Below are 17,164 nucleotides of genomic sequence, written 5' to 3' on the forward strand. Positions count from 1 at the left end.
TGTTTGACTCTAGCGCTGCGGAACGTCGAAGGCCAGCCCCGCCCACCGCGGGCGCCGTCACCGGGAGGAGAGCACGAAACCTCGGTAGTCGGCCGCTGCGACCTCCTCGCACCGATCGATGTAGTTCTTGAAGCCGCCGATGTACGGGAGGAACCCCCGCGCCTTGCCGGCGATGTTCGAGCCGGTGTACCACGACGGTGCCGACCCGAAGAGGGTGCGGTCGGCGAGCTCGAGCGAATGCGCGGTCCACGCCGCCGCCGCATCCGACCGCGCTTCGATCGAGGTGTGGCCCGCCTCCCGGCAGTACGCGATGATCCGCAGCGCGTAGTCGCCCTGCTGCTCCGAGGTGAGCGCCATGTTCGACAGCACGCTGGGGCTGCCGGGGCCGTTCAGCACCAGCAGGTTCGGGAATCCGGGCAGGGCGATGCCGAGGTAGGTCGACGGGAAGCCGGTCCACTCCTCGCGCAGCGATCGGCCGTCGCGTCCGCGGATGTCGATCGCGGTGAGCGCGCCGGTCATGGCGTCGAAGCCCGTGGCGTACACGATCACGTCGTGTTCGCGGTGCCGCTCGGTCGTGCGGATGCCGGTGGCGGTGACCTCGGCGAGGGGCTCCCGTCGCAGGTCCACCAGTGCGACATGCGGCTCGTTGAACGTCTCGTAGTAGCCGGTGTCGGTGCAGATGCGCTTGGTTCCGACCGGGTGGTCGCGCGGTGTGAGGGTGTCGCGCGTCTGAGGATTCGGCACCCTCTCGGCGAGTTTCCGCTCGAAGAAGATCCGGGCGGCGTCGTTGATCACCGGGTCGACGGTGAGGCCCTGGAAGGCCTTGGCGAAGAGTACGCCGCCGCGTGTCCAGCTCTCCTCGAACACCTCGCTGCGCTCCTGCTCGTCGGCCTCCGCGAACGGCACGGGGTGGCTCGTCCAGGGAGACCCCGCGGCACCGTTCCAGGAGAGCTCGCGCCGACGCGCCAGGTCGTCCTGCTGACGTCGCCACTCCTCGTCGTCGAGCATCCGGTTGAACGCGGGCACGCTGTAGTTCGCGCTGCGCTGGTACACCGTGAGCTCGGCGGCATCCTGCGCGATCAGCGGGATCGCCTGCACTCCGGACGAGCCGGTGCCGATCACGGCGACCCTCTTGCCGCGAAGGTCCACCGGAGTCTCGGGCCAGGCCGAGGTCTGCAGGACCTCGCCCGTGAAGTCGTCCCGGCCGGGGAGGTCGGGCAGCTGCGGCTTCGAGAGCCCGCCCGTCGCCATCACCAGCCAGCGTGCCGAGGCCTCGAGTCCGGACTCGGTGCGCACGTTCCAGCGCTGCGCCGACTCGTCCCAGGATGCGGCGGCCAGGCGCTCGCCGAAGCGGTAGTGGCGGCGGACGTCGAACCGGTCGGCGACGTGGTTCAGGTAGCGCAGGATCTCGGGCTGCGTGGCATAGCGCTCACTCCACCGCCACTCGCGCTGCAGGGCGTCGTCGAACGAGAACGAGTAGTCGATGCTCTCGACGTCGCAGCGGGCACCCGGGTAGCGGTTCCAGTACCAGGTGCCGCCCACGTCCTCCCCCGCCTCGAGTCCGAGGATGTCGAGGCCCGCCCGCTCGGCGTGGATCGTGGAGTACAGGCCGGCGAAGCCGGCGCCGACGATGATGACGTCGTGTTCGGGGATCATCTGCGGTCCTTCGGGTCGGGGGCGGTCAGGGAGCGGAGGTCGCTCCAGAGGATGTCGGCGGCGCTGGTGCCGGGGCCGTAGCCGGGGATGGTCAGGAAGCCGTGGAACTGATCGGGGTGGTGGCGGAGCGTCACCGGGACACCGGCGGAACGGAGCCGTCCGGCGTAGTCGGCGCCTTCGTCGCACAGGGGATCGAGGCCGGCGGTGACGACGATCGCAGGCGGTAGTCCTGCGAGATCGTCGACCGCGAGCGGGGTGACGTCGGCGTCGAAGCGGTCCGGCCGCTCGCCGAGGAATGTGCGCCAGTAGTGCGCGAGCAGCTCGGACGTGACGAAGTAGCCGTCCGCTCTCGTGCGGTGGCTCTCGGACGACATCGTCGGATCGAGGAACGGGTACAGCAGCACCTGTGCCACGACCGGGCTCCTGCCGCGATCGCGGAGGCTGATCGCCGCGCCGGCCGCGACGTTGCCGCCCGAGCTGTCGCCCGCGAGGACGAGCCCGTGCGCCGCGAGCCCGGTGTCGACGGCCCAGACCGCCGCGGCGACCACATCGTCGCGCGCTGCGCCGGGGCCCGCTTCGGGGGCGAGACGGTAGTCGACCGAGACCACGACGGCGCCCGTGGCGCGGGCCCATCGACGGCAGAAGCCGTCGTGTCCGACGATCGAGCCGTGCAGGAAACCGCCGCCGTGCGCGTACACCGTGGTCGGCGCATCCGGCCGTCGCTCGTGCGGGTGGTAGGTCCGGATCGGGATGCCGTGGGTGCCGGCGTCCACCACCACGTCTTCCGTCGATGCGACGTCGTCGAGGTTCGTCGCCGGACGGATCCGGTCGTCGGCGGCAGCCCGTCCGTCGAACGGGTCCATCGTCGCCAGCGGCGGGAAGCTCGCGTTCAGCAGCTCCAGCATCCGTATCGTCTCGTCCACGTGATCTCCTTCGATCAGCAGCGGTATGACTGTTAGTCATAGTACGATCAGGAATATCTCACTCATCGACGAGGAGGTCAAGTGAGCGACCACGAAGACACCGACGAACGGCCCGATCTGCCGGCGACGAGCTGGGCCGTGCTCGGCATCCTTTCGTTCGGCACCGAGCTGTCGGGATACGACGTCAAGCAGTGGGCCGATCAGAGCCTCGCCTTCTTCTACTGGGCGCCCTCGCAGAGCCAGATCTACACCGAACTGCGGCGGCTGGAGCAGCTCGGCATGGCGGCATCGCGGGTGGAGCAGACGCACGCGGCGAAGAGTCGACGGCTGTACGGCATCACCGATCGGGGACGGCGGAGCATGCGCCGGTGGTCCGACGAGATCCCCCCGGAGCCGGTGGTGCTCAAGCATTCGCACATCCTGCGCTTGTGGGCGGCGCACAACGGCGACCTCGATCGCCTGCGCGAGAGCCTCGCCGCCTACCGCGACGAGGCGCTGCGCACGGCGGACGAGGCGGCCGCCCACGCGAGAGGGGCGCAGCGGGAGGATGCCTGGCGGTTCTCCGGTGTCGCGCTCGAGTGGTCCGAGCGGTTCTCCCGCGACGAGGCCGCCCGCATCGACTGGCTCATCGAGCGCCTGAGCGGGATGCGATGAGCGGCGCGGTGCGGACGTGAGCCCCGTCTGCGTCCGACCCTCAGAGGCCGTACCCGCCGTCGACGTCGAGCTTCTGTCCGGTGATGAAGCCCGCCGACGGGGAGGCGAGGAACGCCACGGCGGCGGCGATGTCGCCCGCGGTGCCGAATCGGCGGAGCGGGATGTTCTGGGTCGCCACCTCGAGCGCGCGCTCATCCAGGTCTCCGGACGCCATCAGTCGGGCGGACATCCCGTCCCAGAGCATGCCCGGTCCGACCGCGTTCACCCGTACGCCGAAGCGCCCCTCCTCCGCGGCGAGTCCGCGAGCCAGCGCCTCGACTCCGCCCTTCGGCGCGACCGACAGTCCGTCGCGCACGGGGTAGCGCCGCGTGCCCGCGCTGGTGACGACGGTGAGCGATCCGGATGCTTCGCGCAGGGCCGGGAGGAAGGCCTTCGCGACCACGAAGAAGCCCACCAGGTCGTCGTCGACCTGCCGGGCGAACTGCTCCACCGAGACCTTCGACAGGTGCAGCATCGGCACGTGCGGGCCGGCGGCATGCACGACCGTGTGCACGGCGCCGTGCCGCTCCACGAGGTCGGCGGCCAGCGTTGCGGCCCCGGTCTCGTCGCGCACGTCGAGTCGGTGGGCCTCGCCGTGATCGCCGAGGGCGTCGAGCAGCTCGGGCGACGGCTCGGAGCGGTGGGTGATCGCGACGCGGACGCCCGCGGCGGCGAGGTTCCTGGCGATGGCGGAGCCGATTCCGCCGGTCCCGCCGGTCACGACGGCGATGCCGGGAAGGTCGCGGAGACGGCGGTTCTCAGAAGTCTGTGCAGTGTCCATGAGCCGGAATCTAACAGGTGTCCGAATCGTAACCAAGCAATTGACCGGTTGGGCGTTGCTCGGGGTGTCCGAGTGTGATTTACTAAGCAAGCGTTTGGTCGCTCTAGCGCTCTAACTCAACGATGAGAGAGGTTCGGATATGCGGTTCAACAGACTCGCGGCGGTTGCCGCAGGGATCGTGGTCTCGACGATGGTCCTCGCCGGCTGTGCCGGGGATGACGCGGACGCAGGGAACGGTGGCGGCGAAGGCGGCGGCGACGACCCGATCAAGATCGTGGTGCTGGGCGGCATGGGCGCCGAGGGCATCCTCGCCGACAATGCGACGACCGCCGTGACGGCCGCCCTGGCCTCCGTCGATGCCGTGAACGACATGGGCGGGATCCTCGACCGCGAGGTCGAGATCACCCACCTCGAGGACAACGCCGACCCGACGGTGGCCGTGACGAAGCTGCGCGAGTACATCGCGACCGAGGGCAAGCCCGACCTGGTGATGAACTCCGGTCCCTCGACGATCACCGAGGCCATGCTGCCGATCCTCACGCAGAACAAGATCGTCTCGTTCAACATCGGACCGACCACCGGATCCGGTGATCCGTCGGTCAACCCCTACAGCTTCGACCTCAGCGCCTCCGTGCCCGACTACCTCGGCTCGTTCGTCGCCGAGATGGACGACCGCGGCTACGAGGACGTCGCGATCCTGCACGGCTCCAGCGCGTACGGCGAGCTCTTCGGCTCGCTCGGGGAGACCACCTTCGCCGATGCCGGATTCACCGTGACCGGCAACGAGGGCTTCGACAACGCCGCGCTCGACATGACCTCTCAGCTCTCGGCGCTCCAGCAGGGCGACCCCGACGTGCTGGTGCTCGACGCTTACGGCGCACCGCTCGGCTACGTGCTCCAGAGCCTGGAGAAGCTCGGCTGGGATGTGCCCGTGATGGGCAACTCGTCGGTCGCGGCGACCGGTCTCATCGCCACGCCGGCTCCGGACGGAGTGCTCGGCACCGACCAGGTCAAGAACCTCACCATGCAGGTGTACTCCAGCACGCAGTACGACCCGGACGACACGAAGGTGAACGAGGCCGTGGAGCGCATGCTCGCCGCCGGTGACATCAAGTCGTCGCTGATCCTGGCGTACAACTACGACTCGGCGCTGCTCTTCAAGGCCGCCGCGGAGAAGGCCGGCGGAGTCGACGACCCCGACGCCCTGGTCGCAGCACTCATCGACCCCGAGGTGCAGAAGGCGGCCGAGACCGCGATCCTGGGCCTCTACGCGTTCGAGAAGGATGCGCACAGCCCGCACGTGGGTCCGGAGCAGTTCGCCTTCATCCCGCCGGGCGAGCTCGTCAACGGCCAGTTCCAGCCCTGACGGCGGCCGGCGCCGTGAACACCGCCGACGGCTCGGATCTCGAATCGGATCCGAGCCGTCGGCACACCAAGCCAAAGAAGTGATGGAAGGAACCCGACCGCAATGACCATCATCTGGTCCGGCCTGGCTCTCGGTGCGATCTACGCACTGGTGGCGATCGGCTACAACATCGTCTTCCTCTCGCAGAAGACCTTCAACTTCGCCCAGGCGGCGCTCATGATGCTCGGCGCGTTCCTCGCGTACGTCGGCATCGTCGTCTGGGGCCTGCCCTGGTGGCTCGTCGCGATCGCCGCGGCCGTCATCGTCGGCGCGATCGCCGCTCTCGAGGAGCGCATCGCCATCCGTCCGGTCAAGGATCCGCACAACCTGCTGGTCACCACCCTCGGCGCCTCGATCATCATGGAGGGCGTCGCCCAGGTGATCTGGGGCGGCGAACCCAAGCGCGTGCCCTTCTTCATGGGCGACCAGGTGCTGGAGTTCCTCGGCGGCCGGGTCTACCCCGTCGAGCTCGCCCTGATCGTGCTCGTCATCGTCATCGTCATCGTGCTCACGCAGTACGCCAAGCGGAGCATGACGGGCATCGCCCTGCTCGGGATGAGCGAGAACCGCGAGGCCGCCCAGCTGCGCGGCGTCAACGTGCGCCGCTTCGCCCTGATGGCGTTCATCTTCACCGGCGTCCTCGCCGGGTTCCTGGGAGTGTTCGTCGGCCCCAAGACCTATGCGGTCGCGACGCTCGGCGCCTCGCTGGCGCTCAAGGGCTTCGTGGTCCTCGCGATCGGCGGATTCGGCTCCCTCGGCGGCGTGCTCGTCGGCGGACTGATCGTCGGACTCGCGGAGGCCCTCGCCACGCGCTACATCGGCGCCGACTACGCGGGCCTGACGGTCTTCTTCATCCTCATCGTGATTCTGATGGTCAAACCGACGGGACTCTTCACCCGTCGAGTGGAACGGACGGTGTGACCATGGCTGCTCTCTGGTTGAAACTGCGGGCGATCCCGGGGTGGATCTGGCCCCTCGCCGTCGGTGCCGTGCTGCTCGCGCTCCCGTTCCTCGGGCTCGGCTACGCCGCGACGCGGCAGATCGAGCTCACCCTCATCCTGGCGCTCATCGTGCTCGGCCTGAACCTGTCGCTCGGCTACGCCGGTGAGTTGGCGATGGGCCAGGTCGCGATGTACGCGGCAGGTGCTTACGCTGCGGGTCTGGCCAACAAAGCCGGCGTGACCGACATCTGGCTGCAGCTGCTGATCGGCGGCGGGGCGGCGCTGGTGATCGGGCTCATCTCCGGTATCCCCGGCCTGCGCCTGGGCAGCTGGTCGCTCGCGATGACCTCGTTCTTCCTGATCCTGATCGTCCCGGACGTGCTGTCGATCTTCAAGGAGCAGACCGGCGGACGCAACGGCCTGGCCGGCATCATGCCGGCCACCTCGTTCGGCCAGATGATCGACGGCCGCACGTACTACCTGATCATCGTCGGCGTCGCCATCGTCGCCTTCGCGCTGATCCGCAACCTCGTCGTCTCGGATCACGGGACCGCCCTGCGAGTGCTCAAGCAGAGTCCGGTGCTGGCCTCCTCCATGGGCATCTCGGTGTTCCGCGCCAAACTCACGGCCTACGCGATCGGTGCCGTCCCGGCCGGGATCGCCGGCGTGCTGTTCGCCAACCTCGACCTGTTCATCTCGCCCGAGGCTTTCGCGTTCTCGTTCGCCATGACGGTGCTCGCCGCTTCGATCTTCGGCGGGTCCGCCAGCATCTACGGCGCCCTGATCGGAGCGGCGGTCCTGCAGTTCGGCATGAACCAGTCGACGAACTTCAGCCAGTTCGGGCTGATCATCTCCGGTGCGTTCCTGCTCATCGGCGGTGTGGCCTTCACCGGGGGACTCGCGGGGCTTCTGCGCGGCCTCTTGCGGAAGGCCGACAATGCGGCGAAGGCCAAGACCGGAGTGCGTCGGGCGGAGGCCGCTCCGGCGGAGATCGAGAAGCTCGACGGTGCGCTGCTGCGCACCGAGGGGGTCTCCAAGGCGTTCGGCGGCAACCAGGCACTGTCGAAGGTGTCGATCGATGCGGCGCCGGGAGCGGTCACCGCGATCATCGGCCCCAACGGGTCCGGCAAGACGACCCTCCTCAACATGATCTCCGGCTTCTACAAGACGGATGCCGGCACGATCGAGCTCGACGGGGACTCCATCCAGGGGCTCTCCTCGTACCGGGTCGCCCGTGCCGGAGTCTCCCGCACCTTCCAGACCCCGAACATCCCGGAGAAGCTGACGGTGTTCGAGGCCGTGGAAGCGGGACGGTACGCCACCGAGCGACCGACCATCTTCGCTTCGGTGCTGCGCCTCCCGACGTTCTGGCGCACCCGCAGGGAGAACCGTGCGGCAGCGGAGCGGGCCCTCGCGCTCGTCGGGCTCAGCGCACAACGTGATGAGCCGGCAGACGCGCTCCCGCTCGGCAACCGGCGCCTGCTCGAGGTGGCCCGCAGCCTTGCGGCGTCCCCGAAGGTGCTGCTCCTCGACGAGGTGGCATCCGGTCTGGACGAGGACGAGCTCGAGGTTCTCGAGACCCTCGTGAAGAGGCTGCGCGACGCCGGGATGACGGTCATCCTGGTGGAGCACAACTTCCAGCTCGTGCTCCGGGTGGCCGATGACATCTACGTACTCGCCCAGGGCGCGGTCATGGCGCACGGCACACCCGAGCAGATCGAGAGCAACCCGCGGGTCATGGAGGAGTACCTCGGTGTCACGGCGGAGACCAATGCGGCAGGAGGAGGCGACCATGAGTGAAGTGCTGCTGGAGGTGTCGGGTCTGCAGACCGGCTACGGCGACCTGACCGTCGTTCGCGACGTCTCGCTCACCGTGCGGGCGGGTGAGATCACGGTGCTGCTCGGTCGCAACGGCGCAGGCAAGACGACGACGCTGCGAGCGATCACCGGGCTGAACAAGGTGTCGGGCGGCAGCGTCTCCTACCTCGGCGAGCCGCTGACGGATGCTCCGCACAAGCGGGTCGCGCGCGGGATCTCCTACGTGCAGGAGGGCAAGAAGGTCTTCCGCGAGCTCACGATCGAGCAGAACCTCATCCTCGGAGGATTCTCCCGGGGCATGCGGAAGCGGGCTCTCGTCTCCTCGGCGGAGGAGATCTACCAGCTGTTCCCGATCCTGGGCAGCAAGCGCGCCCTCCCCGCGGCGAGCATGTCGGGGGGACAGCAGCAGATGCTCGCGATCGGCCAGGCGCTGATGGCGAAGCCGAAGCTGCTCATCCTCGACGAGCCGAGTCAGGGGCTCGCACCCGTGATCGTCAAGGAGGTCATGGAGCGGGTCCACGAGCTCAAGGACACCGGCATCGGCATCCTCCTCGTCGAGCAGGCCGTGCAGGAGTCGGTCGCGATCGCCGACGAGGTGACGGTGATCGAGATGGGTCGCACGACCCTCGCCGGCGCCGCCGCCGACGTGTCGCTCGACGATCTGCAGAGGGCCTACTTCGGCGCGGTCGCGTGAGAGCGGGCTCCGCCGGACGACCGCGATCGCGATGGTGCCGTTCGACGAGGTCGACGCCGAGCACGCGTTCGCCGAGGGGGAGGGCGACCGCACCGGGCTGAACATCCGAAGCCCGGGAGAACGGGCGCGGGGGCCCCGCGTCGGCGGTCGGGCGTCAGGACGCCGGGAGCGCGGACGCGGTGGGGTAGCCGAGGACGGTGGTCTGTTCGCGGTCGAACGCGGTCGTGACCCGGTGGGCGATGAGCCAGCTGCCCTCGATCCGTCGGTAGGCCACGTCGTAGAAGCCGCGCATCGCGAGCCGCGGGGCACCGGCATCCTCGGCGTAGTCGCCGTGGAACTCCAGGTGGATGCGGGCCGTCGCACGGTCGCCGTCGAACGCGAGCTGCGGCAGATGCAGGAAGTGGATGCCGGCGAACGCGGCATCCGTGCAGAAGGCCTGCAGCGCGGATCGTCCCTGCACGAAGGTGAGCGGCGGCGCGTCGCCGACCGGACGCGACTGGTAGACGCCGTCCGCGGTGAACAGGCTGCTCCAGGTCTCGCCGTCGCGCTCGTCGAAGGAGCGCGCGTAGGTCGCCTCCAGCTCGATGATCTCCAGCCGGTCCTCCAGAGCCTGCAGGCGCTCTTCGATGCTTCGGGTCATGATCTCCCTTTCGTCCCGGGCTCGGCGGCCCGTCGTACGCGTTCCCGGCTGGTCGTCGCGGGGTCGTCGGGTCCGCGACGACCGCGTGGTCCGTCGCCCTCCGGCTCACGCAGCCTCCCGGCATCCGATCGGGTCCACTCGCGCACGGCCGTTCGTTCGACGATGCGCCAGCCGTCGGCGTCGCGACGCACATGGTCGAGGTAGCGGAAGCCGCTCGTGAAGTTGAGGGACTCGTCGTCGGACGGCGTGCCCCAGTGCACGGCCGTGCCGTACGTCTCGGCGAAGGCATGGTCGCCGTAGAGCTCGACCCGGTGGTTGCCGATGAGGTGCATGGTGCCGTCGAACACCGCGGTTCGCTCGCGCAGCCAGGCCGTGAAGCCGTCGGCCGTGCCGGAGAAGCCGGTGTGGTGGTCGACGCCGTCGTGCGCGTAGACGCCTCGGACGGCGAGGTAGTCGGCGCGGTCGACCGCCGAGCAGTAGCGCAGGATCAGATCGTGGATCTCCTGGCGGTCCGCGAGCTCGGCGAGGGTGTTCATGCCTGATCCGGCATGTTCGTCCAGCCGCGGCCCGACGCCTTGGCGTACCAGCCGGACGCGGCGAGTGTCCCGCCGTCCACCGGGATCGTGTGACCCGTGATGAACGCGGCATCACGAGAGGCGAGGAAGGCCACGACGCCTGCGAAGTCCTCGGGCTTCCCGAAGCGTCCGGCGGGAAGCCAGGAGCGCAGCAAGGCGGGATCGCGGCCGGCCAGCATCAGCTCGGCCGGGGTCTGCGGTGTGTCGGCGAGATCCGGCGCGATCGCATTGACCCGGATGCCGGACGGGCCGAGTTCGACGGCCAGGCTCTTCGTGAACGCCGAGACGCCGGCGTTGTATGCCGAGTAGACCGCGTTGCCGGGGATGCCGCGGAACGCCTCGACCGTGGAGACGTTGACGATGCTGCCGCCGCCCGCCGAGATCATCCCGGGCAGCAGCGCGTGCGTCACGGCGAAGACGTGCCACAGGTTGAGCTCGTGCAGACGCCGCCACTGCTCGGGTGGGCTCTTGGCGAAGAACGACTTCGCGGGGCGGAAGTCGCCGACGTTGTTGACGAGCACGTCGGCGTGACCGTGATCGCTCTCGACCAGGGCTGTGAGGCGGGCGACCGTGTCGTCGTCGGTGATGTCGCCGACGAGGACGGTGCAGCCTCCGCCGTCCGCCTCGATGTCGGCCGCCGTCCGCGCGGCGGCATCCGCATCGATGTCGACCAGCACGACGTGGTCGCCGTCGGCCGCGAACCGGCGGCTGATCCCGCCCCCGATGCCGAGGGCGCCGCCGGTGACCACCACGGTGCGCGGATGCTGCAGAGGAACGTCATCGTGACTCATGCAACAAACCTAGCATTTGGTTGGTAGCATGGACAGGTCGGCGCATCGGAGCGCCGCTCACGGAGGAGGCGGAGTGAGCCTGGTCATGGATTTCGCGGGGAAGGTCGTCGCGGTCACCGGGGGCGCTCGCGGGGTGGGCCGCGGCGTGGTCGAGGCGTTCCTCGATGCGGGCGCCGAGGTCGAGTTCTGCGGCCGCTCCGAGCCGGCGACCCTGCCGGAGCGCGCGGGGCGAGCGGCATCCTTCCGCCCGGTCGATGTTCGCGACGCCGCTCAGAACGAGGCGTGGATCGCGGGTATCGCGGCACGCCACGGCCGGCTCGACGTGCTCGTCAACAACGTCGGCGGCTCTCCGTTCGGCCGCTTCGAAGCAGGCTCGCCGCGGTACTTCCAGGCCATCACCGAGATCAACTTCCTCTCCGCCGCAGTCGCGACGAGGGCGGCGTTCGAGCCGCTGCGGGCGACGTCCGGCAGTGTGATCAACATCACCTCGATCAGCGCCCGTCGCCCGAGCCCCGGCACGGCCGTCTACGGAGCCGCGAAGGCGGCGCTGGAGAGCCTGACCCGCAGCCTCGCGGTCGAGTGGGCGCCGGAGATCCGCGTCAACGCGGTCAGCAGCGGGCTCGTGCACACCGAGAGCGCGGTCGACCACTACGGCACACCCGAGCAGTACGCCGAGATCGCGCGCACCATCCCGCGGGGGCGGCTCGCCTCGCCCGCGGAGCTCGGCAACGTCTGCGTCATGCTCGCCTCCCCGCTCTCGGCGCACGTCACCGGCGCCGTCATCCCCGTGGACGGCGGCGGTGAATGGCCCGCCTTCCTGACTCACACCCCGAACGCGGACATCGTGCAGCAGGCCGACCGTCTCGACATCACTGGAGGACCCTCATCATGACCGAAGCCGTCATCGTCTCCGCCGTGCGCTCACCCATCGGGCGTGCGTTCAAGGGCAGCCTGAAGGACATGCGCGGCGACGACCTCGCCGTGCAGATGGTGCGGGCGGCCGTCGACGCTGTGCCCGGACTGAACCCGGACGAGATCGTCGACCTGATGGTGGGCTGCGCGCAGCCGGCGGGACAGCAGGGTTACAACATCGGACGGATGCTGGCGCTCCAGCTCGGCTGGGACGCGGTTCCCGGCACCACGGTCAACCGCTATTGCGCGTCGTCGCTGCAGACCACCCGCATGGCCTTCCACGCGATCAAGGCCGGCGAGGGCGACGTGTTCGTCTCGGCCGGTGTGGAGGCGGTGTCGCAGTTCGGCTCCGGCAAGTCCGACGGCATGCCCGACACCAAGAACCCGCGATGGGCGGATGCCGCGGCCCGCACGGCGCGTGAGGCACAGGATCCGGACTTCGTGTGGTCGGACCCGCGTGAGCGCGGCGAGCTCGAGGACATCTACATCGCGATGGGGGAGACCGCCGAGAACGTCGCCTCCTTCCGCGGAGTGTCCCGCCGCGAGCAGGACGAGTGGGCGGTGCTCAGCCAGAACCGCGCCGAGGCCGCCGCCGCCCGCGGGTTCTGGGAGACCGACATCACCCCGGTCCGCCTCGCCGACGGCACGCTCGTGACGAAGGACGACGGTCCGCGCGCGGGCGTCACCCTCGAGGGCATCAGCGGTATGCAGCCGGTGTTCCGCGCGCACGGCACCGTGACGGCGGCGAACTGCTGCCCGCTCAACGACGGCGCGGCCGCACTCGTGATCATGAGCGACACCCGTGCCGCCGAGCTCGGCCTCACCCCGCTCGCCCGCGTCGTGTCGACCGGTGTCTCGGCACTCTCCGCCGAGATCATGGGCCTCGGGCCGGTGCAGGCCGTCGAGCGCGCGCTCGCCCACGCCCGCATGTCCATCGGCGACATCGACATCCTGGAGATCAACGAGGCCTTCGCCGCCCAGGTGATCCCCTCGATCGCCGACATCGGCATCGACCCCGAGCGGGTGAACGTGAACGGCGGTGCGATCGCCCTTGGCCACCCCTACGGCATGACCGGCGCCCGCATCACCACGACCGCGATCAACGCGCTCCGCGAGCGTGACGCGCAGTTCGCCGTGGAGACCATGTGCACCGCGGGTGGCCAGGGCATGGCGATGGTGCTCGAACGCCTGGGTTGAGCTGACCTGGACCGTGGCCGTGCGCTCGGCGTGCACGGCCACGGCCGCGCCTCACTCGGCGCGCGCCCCGGCTCATCCCTGGGCGCGCAGCTCCGACTTCAGGATCTTCCCGGTGGCGTTGCGGGGGAAGTCCTCGACGAAGACGAACTCGCGCGGCACCTTGAAGTTCGCCAGGTGAGTGCGGCAGAAGGCTTCGAGATCGGCGGCATCCGGGCGCGGTGAGGCGTTGTGCAGCAGCAGCACGTAGGCCCGTCCGACGGTGCCGAGACGGTGATCGTCCACCCCGATCACGGCGGACTCGTTGACGGCCGGATGCTTGCGCAGCGCGTTCTCGACCTCGGCGGGATACACGTTGAAGCCGCCGACGATGAACATGTCCTTCAGCCGGTCGGTGATCTTCAGGCATCCGTGCTCGTCGAGCCGTCCGACGTCGCCGGTGTGGAACCACCCGTCCGCGTCGAGCACCGCATCCGTCGCGGCCTGGTCCTCGAAGTAGCCGAGCATGACGTTCGGACCGCGGAGCAGGATCTCGCCATCGGTGTCGAGCCCGGCATCCTCGCCGTCCTCGTCCACGACGCGGATCTCGACGCCCTCGACGGCCGGACCGGTGGTCTGCGCCGTGTGCTCCAGCGACTCGCCGGGACGGGAGAGCGTGGCCACGACGCACTCGGTCAGGCCGTACGCCTGGGCGACGGTCTCGAAGCCGAGGACGTCGACCATGTCGTGGAAGAGCGTGGCCGGGGCGGCCGTTGCTCCGGCGATCGCGAACCGCAGCGACGACAGGTCGTACTCGCCGAGGCGCGGATGGTCGAGAAGCGAGGTGAAGATCGTCGGTACGCCGGGCAGCACGCTGATGCGGGCGGACTGCACGAGCTCCAGCAGCTGATCGGCGTCGAACATCGCGAGCGGGTAGATCGTGGTCCCCGCCATCAGAGAGGTGATCATGCCGGCCTTGTAGCCGAACCCGTGGAAGAACGGGTTGACCACGGCGTAGCGGTCGTCGGGACTGAGACGCGCGCCCAGTCCCCAGGCCCGTGCCACGGAGAGCGTCTGGCGGTGCGCGCTGAGCACGCCCTTCGGGATGCCGGTGGTGCCCGAGGTGAACAGCACGTCCATGATGTCGTCGGGGGTCACGGCTTCCGCCGCGGCCGTCACGCGGCCCTCGTCGACCCCGCCGCCGGCGGCGAGGAAGTCCGCCCACGAGAGGATGCCGTCGTCGCCCGCCCCGTCGATGGTCACGGCGGTGTGCAGATGCGGGAGACCGGGGAAGACCGGGCCGTCGCCGCCGCGCTCGGCCGCGGCGCCGCGGAGCATCGAGCTGTACGACTTCCCGAGGAAGCCGTCGGCGACCACGAGGCCGGTGGCGCGGGAGCGGGCGAGGATCTCGGCGGCCTCGTGACCGGTGAAGCGCGTGTTGAGGGGGACGACCGCGATGCCGACCAGCTGCGCGCCGAGCATCGCCAGGATGAACTCGTGGCGGTTCGGCGCCCACAGGCCGATGCGGTCGCCCGGCTCGACACCCTGGGCGAGGTAGGCGCGGGCGACGGAGCGCACCCGGTCCTGGAGCTCGGCGTAGCCGATGACCACGTCGCCGTCGACGATGGCCGGGTGGTCGCCGAGGGCTGCCATCTCCGTGAGGAGGGCGGGCACTGTCGTGGCTTCCGAGACTGTCATGGACGTCCTTTCCAATATCATGCGTACACTCCGAGTGGATGTTTCGGGAAAACGCTCACATGCGGCACACTTGAACAAGCGCTTGTGAGATTCTCTGTGAAGGAGCAGCAATGGCAACGACCAAAAGCGGGGGGCGGCAGGAGCAGAGCTCCGAACGCCGCGACCAGATCATCTCGATCGCCGCGCGCCTGATCGCCAAGCGCGGGTACTCCGCCACGACGGTCCGAGACATCGCCGACGAGGCGGGCATCCTGTCCGGCAGTCTGTACCACCACTTCTCCTCCAAGGAAGCGATCCTGCAGGAGATCCTGCGCAGCTTCATGGCCGGGCTCCTCGGGCGCTTCGAAGAGATCGTGGCCGAGGGCGGCAGCCCCCGCGACATCCTCGACAAGCTGATCGCGCACGCCTTCGCGACGATCGAGAGCCAGCCCGACGCGGTCGGCCTGTACCAGAACGAGCTGTCGTTCCTCGCCCGTCAGCCCGGCTTCGAGTTCCTCACCGAGAACAGCGAGCGCATCGAGGCGCTGTGGCTGTCGCAGATCACCGAGGGCCAGAAGGTCGGCGTCTTCCGCGATTCCATCGATGCGCCCATCGCGTACCGCTTCATCCGCGACGCGGTGTGGTCGACCGTCGCCTGGTACCGACCGGGCCGCGGGCACACCGCAGTGAGCCTGACCGACAACTTCCTGGATCTGCTCCACAAGGGCCTCCTCGCCGATTGAGCGGATGCCGCGTCAGTCTGCGACTTCGCGGGTGCGGGTGCTGCGCGGGTCGAGGACCTCGCGGATCAGCCGCAGCTCCTCGGCATCGGGCGTGCGCGTGAGCGGCGCATCCGTCGCATCGAGCGGGAATCCGGTGCTGTCGGCGACCGTCTGCGGATCGACCCCGGGGTGTACCGAGAGCACCGTGACGGCGCCCTCCTCGTCGTAGCCGAGCACAGCGAGGTTCGTCACGATCACGCCGAGGCGGTGATGCGCGAGGCCGGCCTCGCGTGCGCGGTCGTTGCCGACGCCCGAGACCATGTCGACGGCGGGAACGAACACGCGGGTGCTGTGCCGGGAGATCCAATAGTCGACGCGGTGGTTGGCGGTGTTCCCCGGCGCACCGCGCACCCCGATCAGCTGACGGGTGGGGCGGGCCCAGTCGCCGATGAGCGAGATGTTCTGGTTCCCGAACCGATCGATCTGGCTCGCGCCCATCATGCTCTGACGACGGCCCGTGGCGAGGATGTCGAAGATCCGGCGGAACGGCGCCCAGCCCTCGATCGTCGGCTGCGGGGCCCCCGGGTCGCCCGGCTGCGGCGGGCCGCTCAGGAAGAACGCCTCGCCGTCGCTCAGGACGAGATCGGGAGCGCTGGTGAGCTTCGCCAGGCGTGCGCCCAGCGCCGGGATGATGCCGACCGCGTGCGCGAGGATCTCGCCCGACTCCCGGTAGGTGTCCGCGCAGGCCGCGATGCAGATCTCGGCGGTCGTCGCTCCGGCCGTCGCGGAGGTCGTGCTCGCGGTGGTGGTGTCGGTGGTCATGACTCTCCTCGGTCGGCGTGGAAGCGGGCGACGGCGGCGTGGTAGCCGGCCTCGTCGGTGTGCAGGAAGGTCCGCTCGAACTCGGTCCAGGCATCGGGGTCCTTGGCGGAGGCGGCGTAGTGCTTCTGGAAGGCCTCGTCGCGGTCGTAGTCGGGTGCGCAGGTGGTGAAGTGCGCACCGCGCGGAGCCTCGACGACCGCCGAGGCGTAGATGCGGCTGAACAGCAGCGTGTGGAACGAGCCCTCGTCGAGCAGCGCCGAGGTGGGGACGACCTTCTCGGTCGAGACGATGGTGCGCTCGGCCGCCATCGCGAACAGGTCGTCGAAGTACGGGTCCGGTCCCAGATACTGCGCGTTCCCCTGCTCGTCGGCGCGGTTCACGTGCACGAGCGCGATGTCGAGGGGGAGGGCCGGCATCGCCACGTACTCGGCGTCGGAGTAGGGCGAGCGCACCGTCCGCACCCGCGGATTCGCCGGCAGCACGTCCGATCCGAGACCGGCCAGGATGGGCAGGAAGTCGAGGCGGGCGTTCGCCGCCCGGAGTCCCGCCACGAACATGCCCTCGTCGTACTCCTCGATCTCCAACTCGCCGCGTTCCCGCGCCTGCGTGAACAGCGGGTCCAGCGGGATGCTGTCCAGCGAGACGAAGCCGTACACGAGCTTGCGGATGCGACCGGCGGCGGCGAGCAGCCCGACATCGGGCCCGCCGAAGGCCACCACGGTGAGGTCGGTGATGTCGCGCCGCAGGATCTCGCGCACCAGGGCCATGGGCTTGCGCCGGGACCCCCAGCCGCCGATCCCGATCGTCATCCCGCTCTCGATGGTGGCGACCGCCTCCTCGATGCTGACCCGCTTGTCCGACATCCCCGCTCCTTCGCGCGACGGCGCTAAACCTAGCGCTTGTTTGGGAATCACAGTAGCATGCCCGGGAGGACGAACAGC

17 protein-coding genes are annotated in these 17,164 nt (G+C 69.5%); 8 read left to right on the forward strand and 9 right to left on the reverse strand.

All coding sequences use genetic code 11. The annotated features are described in order from the left end of the window. Positions 1-57 precede the first annotated feature (57 nt). Both CQ045_RS11550 and CQ045_RS11555 read right to left on the reverse strand, forming a co-directional pair. On the reverse strand, positions 58-1,656 hold the full coding sequence (locus CQ045_RS11550) for an NAD(P)/FAD-dependent oxidoreductase (RefSeq protein ID WP_105723808.1): 1,599 nt from the start codon (positions 1,654-1,656) through the stop codon (positions 58-60). Next, positions 1,653-2,579 carry an alpha/beta hydrolase gene (locus CQ045_RS11555; RefSeq protein ID WP_105723810.1) on the reverse strand — a complete coding sequence of 309 codons (927 nt, stop codon included), beginning with the start codon at positions 2,577-2,579 and terminating at the stop codon, positions 1,653-1,655. The genes CQ045_RS11550 and CQ045_RS11555 overlap by 4 nt, the downstream gene beginning before the upstream one ends. Before the next feature lie 81 nt (positions 2,580-2,660). Between CQ045_RS11555 and CQ045_RS11560 the strand changes: the two genes are divergently transcribed. Then, positions 2,661-3,233, forward strand: coding sequence for a PadR family transcriptional regulator (locus CQ045_RS11560; RefSeq protein ID WP_105723812.1), 573 nt, complete (start codon positions 2,661-2,663; stop codon positions 3,231-3,233). Between the two features lie 40 nt (positions 3,234-3,273). Here CQ045_RS11560 and CQ045_RS11565 read toward each other — a convergent pair whose 3' ends face one another. Further along, positions 3,274-4,053 (reverse strand): SDR family NAD(P)-dependent oxidoreductase, encoded by a 780-nt coding sequence (locus CQ045_RS11565; protein ID WP_105723814.1) that lies wholly within the window; start codon positions 4,051-4,053, stop codon positions 3,274-3,276. 139 nt (positions 4,054-4,192) lie between these two features. Between CQ045_RS11565 and CQ045_RS11570 the strand changes: the two genes are divergently transcribed. The 4 genes from CQ045_RS11570 (at position 4,193) to CQ045_RS11585 (ending at position 8,911) form a co-directional block, all read left to right on the forward strand. After that, complete coding sequence (locus CQ045_RS11570; protein ID WP_105723816.1) at positions 4,193-5,419, forward strand: ABC transporter substrate-binding protein; 1,227 nt, start codon at positions 4,193-4,195, stop codon at positions 5,417-5,419. A gap of 102 nt (positions 5,420-5,521) precedes the next feature. Further along, the gene (locus CQ045_RS11575) at positions 5,522-6,379 is read left to right on the forward strand and encodes a branched-chain amino acid ABC transporter permease (RefSeq protein WP_105723818.1); all 858 of its coding nucleotides are present in this window, start codon (positions 5,522-5,524) and stop codon (positions 6,377-6,379) included. Between the two features lie 2 nt (positions 6,380-6,381). Then, positions 6,382-8,199 carry an ATP-binding cassette domain-containing protein gene (locus CQ045_RS11580; RefSeq protein WP_105723820.1) on the forward strand — a complete coding sequence of 606 codons (1,818 nt, stop codon included), beginning with the start codon at positions 6,382-6,384 and terminating at the stop codon, positions 8,197-8,199. Further along, positions 8,192-8,911 (forward strand): ABC transporter ATP-binding protein, encoded by a 720-nt coding sequence (locus tag CQ045_RS11585; RefSeq protein WP_105724212.1) that lies wholly within the window; start codon positions 8,192-8,194, stop codon positions 8,909-8,911. Before CQ045_RS11580 ends, CQ045_RS11585 begins: the two co-directional genes overlap by 8 nt. Before the next feature lie 154 nt (positions 8,912-9,065). Here CQ045_RS11585 and CQ045_RS11595 read toward each other — a convergent pair whose 3' ends face one another. The 3 genes from CQ045_RS11595 to CQ045_RS11605 are packed head-to-tail and all read right to left on the reverse strand — an operon-like array spanning position 9,066 to position 10,917. Continuing rightward, complete coding sequence (locus CQ045_RS11595; RefSeq protein WP_105723822.1) at positions 9,066-9,551, reverse strand: nuclear transport factor 2 family protein; 486 nt, start codon at positions 9,549-9,551, stop codon at positions 9,066-9,068. Then, positions 9,548-10,087 carry a nuclear transport factor 2 family protein gene (locus tag CQ045_RS11600; RefSeq protein WP_105723824.1) on the reverse strand — a complete coding sequence of 180 codons (540 nt, stop codon included), beginning with the start codon at positions 10,085-10,087 and terminating at the stop codon, positions 9,548-9,550. The genes CQ045_RS11595 and CQ045_RS11600 overlap by 4 nt, the downstream gene beginning before the upstream one ends. After that, a complete protein-coding gene (locus tag CQ045_RS11605; RefSeq protein WP_105723826.1) occupies positions 10,084-10,917 on the reverse strand; it encodes an SDR family NAD(P)-dependent oxidoreductase in 834 nt (277 codons plus the stop codon). The genes CQ045_RS11600 and CQ045_RS11605 overlap by 4 nt, the downstream gene beginning before the upstream one ends. 73 nt (positions 10,918-10,990) lie before the next feature. Between CQ045_RS11605 and CQ045_RS11610 the strand changes: the two genes are divergently transcribed. Next, on the forward strand, positions 10,991-11,809 hold the full coding sequence (locus CQ045_RS11610; RefSeq protein WP_258131044.1) for an SDR family oxidoreductase: 819 nt from the start codon (positions 10,991-10,993) through the stop codon (positions 11,807-11,809). Then, positions 11,806-13,026 carry an acetyl-CoA C-acetyltransferase gene (locus tag CQ045_RS11615; RefSeq protein ID WP_105723828.1) on the forward strand — a complete coding sequence of 407 codons (1,221 nt, stop codon included), beginning with the start codon at positions 11,806-11,808 and terminating at the stop codon, positions 13,024-13,026. The genes CQ045_RS11610 and CQ045_RS11615 overlap by 4 nt, the downstream gene beginning before the upstream one ends. A 72-nt stretch (positions 13,027-13,098) precedes the next feature. On the opposite strand, the gene CQ045_RS11620 is transcribed toward CQ045_RS11615, so the two are convergent. Continuing rightward, complete coding sequence (locus tag CQ045_RS11620) at positions 13,099-14,700, reverse strand: AMP-binding protein (RefSeq protein ID WP_105723831.1); 1,602 nt, start codon at positions 14,698-14,700, stop codon at positions 13,099-13,101. A 110-nt stretch (positions 14,701-14,810) separates the two neighbouring features. Between CQ045_RS11620 and CQ045_RS11625 the strand changes: the two genes are divergently transcribed. After that, on the forward strand, positions 14,811-15,422 hold the full coding sequence (locus tag CQ045_RS11625) for a TetR/AcrR family transcriptional regulator (protein ID WP_105723833.1): 612 nt from the start codon (positions 14,811-14,813) through the stop codon (positions 15,420-15,422). Between the two features lie 12 nt (positions 15,423-15,434). On the opposite strand, the gene CQ045_RS11630 is transcribed toward CQ045_RS11625, so the two are convergent. Together CQ045_RS11630 and CQ045_RS11635 are read right to left on the reverse strand one after the other, a co-directional pair. Next, positions 15,435-16,223 (reverse strand): CoA-transferase subunit beta, encoded by a 789-nt coding sequence (locus CQ045_RS11630; protein ID WP_105723835.1) that lies wholly within the window; start codon positions 16,221-16,223, stop codon positions 15,435-15,437. Then, positions 16,220-17,086, reverse strand: a complete 867-nt coding sequence (locus CQ045_RS11635; RefSeq protein WP_105723837.1) for a CoA transferase subunit A — start codon at positions 17,084-17,086, stop codon at positions 16,220-16,222. Before CQ045_RS11635 ends, CQ045_RS11630 begins: the two co-directional genes overlap by 4 nt. Positions 17,087-17,164: the final 78 nt, after the last annotated feature.

The sequence above is a fragment of the Microbacterium sp. MYb66 genome (assembly GCF_002979435.1).
Classification (GTDB): Bacteria; Actinomycetota; Actinomycetes; order Actinomycetales; family Microbacteriaceae; genus Microbacterium.